Consider the following 7,748-nt stretch of genomic DNA (forward strand, 5'->3'; position numbering starts at 1 on the left):
GAGGGCGTGCAGGGTGTCCGCGGCGAGGGTCTCGACGGCCACGTGCAGCGCCGGCCCCGTCGCCGACGGTCCCGGCGTCGACGGCGGCGCCGGGCCCTCCTCCGGCGCCTCGAGCCCCGGCCGCCGGCGCTCCACCTCGGCGAGGAAGGTGTGCAGCAGGGCCGCCCCGTCCTCCGAGGAGATCGACTCGGGGTGGAACTGCACGCCCCACCACGGAGCGCCGGCGACCGCCACGGCCTGCACCACGCCGTCCGCGCTCCAGGCGAGGGGTGCGAGGCGCGGGTCGGCGTCGGGACCGGGCGTGGCCGCCAGGGAGTGGTACCGGGTGACGCGGGTGCCCTGCGGCAGGCCCGCGAAGGGCCCCGTGCCCGTGTGCCGCAGGCGGCTGATCCAGCCGTGGCGCGGCATCGGTGCGGGACCGACCTCCCAGCCGAACCGCAGCGCCAGGCCCTGGTGCCCCAGGCACACCCCGAGCAGCGGCGTCGCGTCGGGGCCGTCGCCGCGGGCCAGCACGGCGTCGATCACCTCGCCGGAGACCGCGAAGTCCGCGGCGCGCGCCGGATGACCGGGGCCGGGGGAGATCACCACGCCGGCCAGGTCCGGGTCGGCGAGTGCGGCGCGGGCGGCCGCCGGCTCGTCTGCCCCCACGACGACGACCTCGAGACCCGGGTGGGCCTCGCGCGCCCGTGCGGCCAGGATCTGCACGAGGTTGAACGTGTAGGAGTCGCGGTTGTCCACCACGAGCAGCCGGCGGGAGGGGGCGGGGGCAGTCACGGGCACCGGCATATCATGCCAGCCGTCCCCGCCGCGGCGGGCGGCCCTCAGTCCACCAGGGCGACGGGCCCGGTCAGTGACACCGTGACCACGGAGCCGGGGACGGGGGCCCGCAGGCTCCGGGCCCGCACGGCGGTCCCGTCCGGCAGCTCCAGGGCCGCCAGGAGCTCGTGCCCGCGGAACTCCACGTCCACCACCCGGGCGGCGACCCCCTCGCCGCCGTCCGTGAGGCGCACATGCTCGGGCCGGACGACGGCGCGCGTCCCGGCCCCGATCCCGGCCACCGCGCCGGCGGCGGTGCGGACCCGGCCGTCCGGCGTCGTCGTGAGGACGGGCAGCAGGTCCGCCTCGCCCACGAACCGCGCCACCCACGCGTCGGCAGGGCGCGCGTAGACCTCCTCGGGGGTGCCGACCTGCCGCAGCCGCCCGCCCTCCATGACGGCCACCCGGTCGGCCACGGACAGGGCCTCGGCCTGGTCGTGGGTGACGAGCACCGCGGTGGCGCCGTCCTCCTTCAGCGCGCGGCGGACGGCCTGGCGCAGGTCGGTGCGCAGGGCGGCGTCGAGGGCGCCGAACGGCTCGTCGAGCAGGATCAGCGGCGGCCGCGGGGCCATGGCGCGGGCCAGCGCCACCCGCTGCTGCTGGCCGCCCGAGAGCTGGTGCGGCATGCGCTCGCCCAGGCCGGCCAGTCCCACGAGGGCCAGGCACTCGCGGATGCGCGCCACCCGCCCGGGGCGGCGATGACGGAGCCCGAAGCCCACGTTCTCCGCCACGGACAGGTGCGGGAACAGCGCCCCCTCCTGGGGGACCACCGCCACCTGCCGGCGGTGTGCGGGGACGTGCACGCGGGGCAGCGCGACGACGTCGCCGGCCAGGCTGATGCGCCCGGCCTCGATGCGCTCGAATCCGGCCAGGCAGCGCAGCAGCGTGGTCTTGCCGCAGCCGGAGGGGCCGAGCACGGCGAGCAGCTCGCCGGTGGCGAGCTCGAAGTCGACGCCGGCCAGCACAGGCGCGGCGCCGTAGGAGGCGCCGAGGTCGGCGACGGACACGGCGGGCACGGGGGCGGCGGGCATGGTCCTCATGCTCGCACGCCCTCGGCCGGGACGATCCCCGTGCGGTGCACCACGACCCACGCCGGGATCGCCGCGAGCAGCACCAGCGTGAGCGCGTAGGGGGCGGCCTCGGCGTAGCGGCCCACGCCCGTGGCGCTCCACAGCCGCGTGGCCAGCGTGTCCGTCCCGGTGGGTCGCAGCAGGAGGGTCGCGGGCAGCTCCTTCATGGCGGTGAGCATCACGAGGGCGGCGCCCGCACCGAGCCCCGGCGCCGCCAGCGGGAGCGTCACCCGCCGGAGCACGACGCGCGGGGACGCCCCCAGGGACCGGGCCGCCTCCTCGATCGCGGGGGAGGACTGCGCGACCGCGCCGCTCACCGCGGCGACGGCCAGCGGCAGGAACAGGGTGGCGTAGGCGAAGGCCACCAGCCACGTCGTCTGATAGAGCGGCCGGGCGAGGGACGCGCCGAGGAACACGAGGGAGAGGCCCACCACCACGCCGGGCAGGCCGTGGGCCAGGAACACCGCGCGCTCGACCCACCGGGACGCCCGACCGGGGTGGCGCGCGGCGAGGACGCCCACCGGCAGGGCCAGGAGCATCGTCAGGAACGTGCCCGCCAGCGCCAGGGTGAGCGAGCCGAGGACGGCCTCGAGCCAGCGGTCCGCGGCGGCGGAGAGGGACGTGCCCGCGCCCATCCAGCGGACCAGGCTCACTCCCGGCACCCCGAGGGCGGCCACGAGGACCGCCGCGAGCCCGGCGGCGGCCGGCCACCGCCAGGGGCCCAGGCGCTGGGCGGGCGCCCGGCGGACGGTGCGGCCGGTGCGCACGGCGGGGATCGCGCGTCGGGTGCGCCCCTCGCCCCACAGGATCACGAGGGTCAGCACCACGAGCACGGTGGCCAGCGTGAGGGCGAGCCGCCGGTTGAAGCCCACCTCGAGCGCGGTGAAGATCGCGCGGGTGAAGGTGTCGAGGCGCAGGATGGCCACGGCGCCGAAGTCGGAGAGCGTGTAGAGCGCCGCCAGCAGGCCGCCGCCGGCGATCGCCAGACGGGCCTGCGGCAGGGTGACGGTGAGGAAGGTGCGCCACGGGCCTCGGCCGAGGGAGCGGGCCACGTCCTCCTGGGCGGGGTCAGTCCGGGAGAGGGCCGCCGCCACGGGCAAGTACACGTACGGGTACGTGTAGAGCGTCAGGACCAGGGCGGCGGCGCCAAACCCCTCGAGGCGGCCGCCGTCCACCCAGGGCAGCAGGTCGGAGACGGACACCCACGTGAAGGCGGCCACGAACGAGGGCACGGCCAGCGGCATGGCCAGCAGCACCGCCAGGACCCGCCGGCCCGGCGTGTCGGCGCGGGTGACGAGCCAGGCCGCCCCCACCCCGATCACCAGACAGGCCGCGGTGACCACGGCCGTCAGGGCGAGCGAGGTGGCGGCCAGCTCCGTCACGCGCGGGCGGGCGACGGCGTCGAACCAGGCGGCCGCGCCGCCCACGGCGGCGCGCACGAACAGGTGTCCCCACGGCACCCGCGCCGCCGCCGCGGCCACGAGGGCCGCGGCGGTCAGCGCCGGCGGGGTGCGGGGCCCGCCGCGGCGGACGGCGGGGCGGGGGAGCGGCCTCAGAGCAGACCCGACTCCTGGATCAGCTGGACGGAGGACTGCAGGTCGTCCAGGTCGTTGAGGTCCACGTCGGGCGCCTCCAGCTCGTCGAGCGCCGGCAGGCCGGCCGGGGGCTCGACGCCCTCGATCATCGGGTACTCGAAGGTCTCCTCCACGAAGTACTGCTGACCCTGCTCGGAGAGCAGGTAGTCCACGAGCTTCTGCGCGTCCGCGTCCTCCTGCTCGCCGACGAGGCCGATGCCGGAGACGTTCACGAGCGAGCCGAGGTCGCCGTCGTCGAAGAAGTGCAGGGAGGCCTTCATGTCCTCCGGGGCGACGCCCTTCTCCTTGGCCACCTCGTACAGGTAGTAGTGGTTGACCAGGCCGACGTCGATGGTGCCGGCGTCCACGTCGGAGAGGATCTCGCCGTTCTTCTCGCGGATCTGCGGGTCGTTCTCGGCCATGCCCTCGAGCCACTCGCGGGCGGCGTCCTCGCCCTCCACCACGTTCAGCGCGGTCACGAAGGTCTGGAACGAGGCGTTGGTGGGGGCGATGCCCACGCGGCCCTTCCACTCGTCCTCGGTCAGCTCGGCCACGGTCTCCGGCAGGTCCTCCTGCTTCACGTTGTCCTCGTTGTAGGCGAGCACGCGCACGCGGCCGGTGAGGCCGACCCAGCGGCCCTCGTCGTCGCGGTACTGCTCCGGGACGGCCTCGAGGGTCTCCTCGTCCATCTCGCTGAGCACCCCCTCCTTGGCGGTGGCGCCGAGGGCGCCCGCGTCCTGGGCCAGGAAGACGTCGGCGGGGGAGGAGTCGCCCTCCTCGATGAGCTGCGCGGCCATCGCGGCGGTCTTGTCGTAGCGGACCTCCACCTCGATGCCGGTCTCCTCGGAGAACCGGTCCAGGACCGGCTGCACCAGGTTCTCGTCGCGGCCGGAGTACAGCGTGACCTTGCCGTCGGACTCGCCGGCGCCGGCCTGCGGGGCGTCGGAGGCGGTGGATCCGGCGGCCGGTGCCGAGGAGGCGGCGGAGGTGCCGTCGCCGGCGCAGGCCGTGAGGCCGAGGAGCAGGGCGGCGGCGGTGCCGGTGAGGGCGAGGGGGGATCGTGCGGTCACGGAGGGCTCCTGTGTCGAGGGACGCGGGGGCGTCGTCGGCGGGCGGGGCGGCGCGATCGACGCCGCCGAGGTGAGGTGAGGCTTACCTCAGTCAGGAACTGTAGCGCACGCTCCGCCATTCGCGAACATCAGTATGACGTATTTCCGCGGCGGGTGTGTCGGCGGGCCCGGCGCCCCCGCCCGCCCCTGCGGACGGCGGGCGCTCGCAGTGCCGCCCCGACCTACACTGGCGGGCATGGCCGGACTGATCGTGCGCAAGGACATCGACCTCGTCCGCGAGCGCTCCGACCTCAAGGGCATCGTGGAGGAGTACGTCACGCTGCGCTCGGCCGGCGTGGGCTCGTTCAAGGGCCTGTGCCCGTTCCACGACGAGCGGACCCCCTCCTTCCACGTGCGCCCCGGCGTCGGGACCTACCACTGCTTCGGCTGCGGCGAGCACGGGGACGTCATCAGCTTCCTCATGGAGATGGAGCACACCTCCTTCACCGAGACGGTGGAGCGGCTGGCCTCCCGGGCGGGCGTGGAGCTGCACTACGAGGACGGACAGGGCCCGGACCGGGCCGAGGTGGGCCGCCGCCAGCGGCTGCTGGAGGCCAACAAGGTCGCGGACGAGTTCTTCCGCGCGGCCCTGGGCACCCCTGAGGCGCAGACGGCCCGGGACTTCCTCACCGGGCGCGGGTTCACGCAGGAGCACGCGGAGCAGTTCTCGCTCGGCTACGCCCCGCAGGGGTGGTCGAACCTGCTGGACCACCTGCGGTCCCGGGGCTTCCGGGACGACGAGCTGCTGCGCGCCTCCGGCCTGTTCTCCGAGGGCCAGCGCGGCCTCTACGACCGCTTCCGCGGCCGCCTGCTGTGGCCCATCCGGGACATGACCGGGGCCACCATCGGCTTCGGCGCGCGCAAGCTGTACGACGACGACCCGGGCCCCAAGTACCTCAACACCCCGGAGACCCCGCTCTACAAGAAGTCCCAGGTGCTCTACGGGATCGACCTGGCCAAGCGGACCATCGCCAAGGAGCGCCGGCTGGTCCTCGTGGAGGGCTACACGGACGTCATGGCCGCGCACCTGTCCGGCGTGGGCACGGCGGTGGCCACGTGCGGCACCGCGTTCGGCGCGGACCACATCAAGGTCGCCCGCCGCCTGATCACCGACGATGGCACGGGCGGGGAGGTCATCTTCACCTTCGACGGCGACGAGGCCGGCCAGAAGGCCGCGCTCAAGGCCTTCGAGGAGGACCACCGGTTCCTGGCCAAGACGTTCGTGGCGGTGGAGCCCGGCGGCATGGACCCGTGCGACCTGCGCATGGCCAAGGGCGAGGAGGCGGTGCGGGCGCTGATCGCCTCCCGGCGCCCCCTGTTCGAGTTCGCCATCCGGGCCGGGCTGAAGGACTACGACCTGGACACCGTGGAGGGCCGCGCCGGGGCCCTGCGGCACGCCGCCCCGATCGTGGCCGGCATCAAGGACGCCGTCCTGCGCCCCGGGTACGAGCGGGAGCTCGCCGGGTGGCTGGGCATGGACCCCAATGCCGTGCACCGCGCCGTCGCCCAGGCCGGGCGCGGGGCAGGCCGGGACGAGGCGCGTTCTGAGGCAGCGGGCCGGACCGACCAGGACGAGCAGCCGGCGGCGCCGCGCCCGTCGATCGTGGTGCCCGTGGACCCGCGCGACCCGACCGCCCGGCGGGAGCGGGAGTCCCTCGAGGTGGTGCTGCAGCACCCCACGCTGCTCTCCGCCGAGCAGTGGACCGCCCTCTACCAGGCGCGGTTCACCATCCCGCAGTACGCGGCCGTGCACCACGCCGTGAAGGTGGCCGGCTCGTCCGGGGCCACGCCCTCCCGGTGGGTGGACGCCGTGCGGGACGCCGTGCCGGAGGAGGTCGCCGGGACCGTCTCGGAGCTGGCCGTGCGTGACCTGCCCGCCCGCACCGCCGAGGACGTGGACCGCTACTGCCGGGACATCATGAACCGGCTGTTCGCGCTGCAGATCGTGCACCGCAAGGAGGAGCTGCTCGGCCAGCTCCAGCGCCTGGGCCCGGAGGGGGACCACGACGCGTTCATGCGCATCAACGCCGAGCTCATGGCGCTGGAGGCCAAGCGCCGGGCCCTGCGCGCCGACTGAGCCCGGCCGCGGTTGCGGACACCGGGAGCCTCGCACGACGACGGCGGCCCGCCTCTCGGGGAGAGACGGGCCGCCGTGGGCCTGTGCGGGACAGGCGCGGAGGACGGGGTCAGTCCTTCTCGACGCCGACCACGTCGCCGCTCTTGGCGTCCACGCGGACCTCCTCGAGGTCCCGGCGCTGGTCGTCGTCGAAGGAGACCTTCCAGGTCAGGGTGCCGTTCTCCTCGTCGAGCTCGACGTCGTCGACGACCTGGCCGTCGCGGCCCTCGACGGCCTTCTCCACGGCCTGCTGGGCGGTCACAGTCGCCTGGCCGGCGCGGTCCACGTCCTCCTTGTCGGAGTCGGTGCCCTTCTCGGTGAGGGTGCCGTCCGCGGCGACCTCGACCTCCTGGACCTTCCCGTCCACCACCACGTCGGCCTCCCAGCGCTGGGCGTCGTCGTCGTCGCGGTCCAGGGAGATCACGGTGCCGTTCGGGTACTTGTCCTGGAGGGCCTTGATGCCCTCGGCACCCTGGGGGTCGGCGACCCCGCCGGCGGCAGCGGCGGACGAGGAGCCAGCGGCCGAGGAGGTCGCCGAGCCGGTCGCGCCGGTGGAGGAGGCGGCCGCGGAGGAGGAGCTGTCGTCGTCGTCGGTGATCGCCGAGGAGGCGGCCGCGGCGGCGGAGGTCGCGGCGCTCGCGGCGCTGGAGGCGGCGCTCTGCGCACCCGCCGAGGCGCTCTGGGCGGCGTCCTCGGCATCCGTGCCGCAGCCGGCCAGGGCGGTCATGGCGAGCAGCGCGCCCGCGGACAGGGAGAGGGTCTTCTTCAGGTCGGCCATCGGTCGGTCTCCTTCGATCGTCGTCGGTGGGTTCGAATCCCAGTGTCTCTGTCAACCATGAGAACACCCTGAGGACATGCGCCGCCAGGCCTGGCCCGCCCGGGTCCCTGGCGCCGCCGGCGTCCGCGGGGCGCCGACTTGGCGGCGCCCCGACCCCTCTGCTAGTGTCTTCTCCGTTGTCCCGCGGGAGCCCGCAGGACGGCGAGCATTCCTCCGTAGCTCAATTGGCAGAGCATTCGACTGTTAATCGAAGGGTTGTTGGTTCGAGTCCAACCGGAGGAGCTT

General features: G+C 74.9%; 6 protein-coding genes and 1 tRNA gene. 2 read left to right on the forward strand and 5 right to left on the reverse strand.

The genetic code is table 11. The annotated features are described in order from the left end of the window. From Q4D18_RS10110 to Q4D18_RS10125, 4 genes are all read right to left on the reverse strand, one after another. On the reverse strand, window positions 1–774 hold a 774-nt coding region (locus Q4D18_RS10110), incomplete at its 3' end, for an aminodeoxychorismate/anthranilate synthase component II (protein WP_303127976.1). A gap of 47 nt (window positions 775–821) precedes the next feature. Continuing rightward, the gene (locus Q4D18_RS10115; protein WP_303127979.1) at window positions 822–1,847 is read right to left on the reverse strand and encodes an ABC transporter ATP-binding protein; all 1,026 of its coding nucleotides are present in this window, start codon (window positions 1,845–1,847) and stop codon (window positions 822–824) included. 5 nt (window positions 1,848–1,852) lie between these two features. Further along, window positions 1,853–3,346 carry an iron ABC transporter permease gene (locus Q4D18_RS10120; protein ID WP_303127982.1) on the reverse strand — a complete coding sequence of 498 codons (1,494 nt, stop codon included), beginning with the start codon at window positions 3,344–3,346 and terminating at the stop codon, window positions 1,853–1,855. 92 nt (window positions 3,347–3,438) lie between these two features. After that, window positions 3,439–4,530: an iron ABC transporter substrate-binding protein gene (locus Q4D18_RS10125; RefSeq protein WP_303127984.1), complete on the reverse strand. Its 1,092-nt coding sequence runs from the start codon at window positions 4,528–4,530 to the stop codon at window positions 3,439–3,441. Window positions 4,531–4,765: 235 nt separating this feature from the next. Here Q4D18_RS10125 and dnaG point away from each other — a divergent pair, with 235 nt between their 5' ends. Next, window positions 4,766–6,646, forward strand: coding sequence for a DNA primase (gene dnaG / locus Q4D18_RS10130; RefSeq protein WP_303127986.1), 1,881 nt, complete (start codon window positions 4,766–4,768; stop codon window positions 6,644–6,646). A 109-nt stretch (window positions 6,647–6,755) separates the two neighbouring features. Here the strand turns inward: dnaG and Q4D18_RS10135 are convergent, their stop codons facing one another. Continuing rightward, window positions 6,756–7,463 (reverse strand): PepSY domain-containing protein, encoded by a 708-nt coding sequence (locus Q4D18_RS10135; protein WP_303127988.1) that lies wholly within the window; start codon window positions 7,461–7,463, stop codon window positions 6,756–6,758. A gap of 209 nt (window positions 7,464–7,672) precedes the next feature. Here Q4D18_RS10135 and Q4D18_RS10140 point away from each other — a divergent pair. Then, a tRNA-Asn gene (locus Q4D18_RS10140) sits at window positions 7,673–7,745 on the forward strand. Window positions 7,746–7,748 lie beyond the last annotated feature (3 nt).

It is taken from the genome of Micrococcus sp. (genome assembly GCF_030523875.1).
In the GTDB taxonomy this organism is placed as follows: domain Bacteria; phylum Actinomycetota; class Actinomycetes; order Actinomycetales; family Micrococcaceae; genus Micrococcus.

Coding starts and splice junctions, on each gene's coding strand:
- Q4D18_RS10115 (WP_303127979.1), bottom strand. CDS start 1,847: ATGCCCGCCGCCCCCGTGCCCGCCGTGTCCGTCGCCGACCTCGGCGCC.
- dnaG (WP_303127986.1), top strand. CDS start 4,766: ATGGCCGGACTGATCGTGCGCAAGGACATCGACCTCGTCCGCGAGCGC.
- Q4D18_RS10135 (WP_303127988.1), bottom strand. CDS start 7,463: ATGGCCGACCTGAAGAAGACCCTCTCCCTGTCCGCGGGCGCGCTGCTC.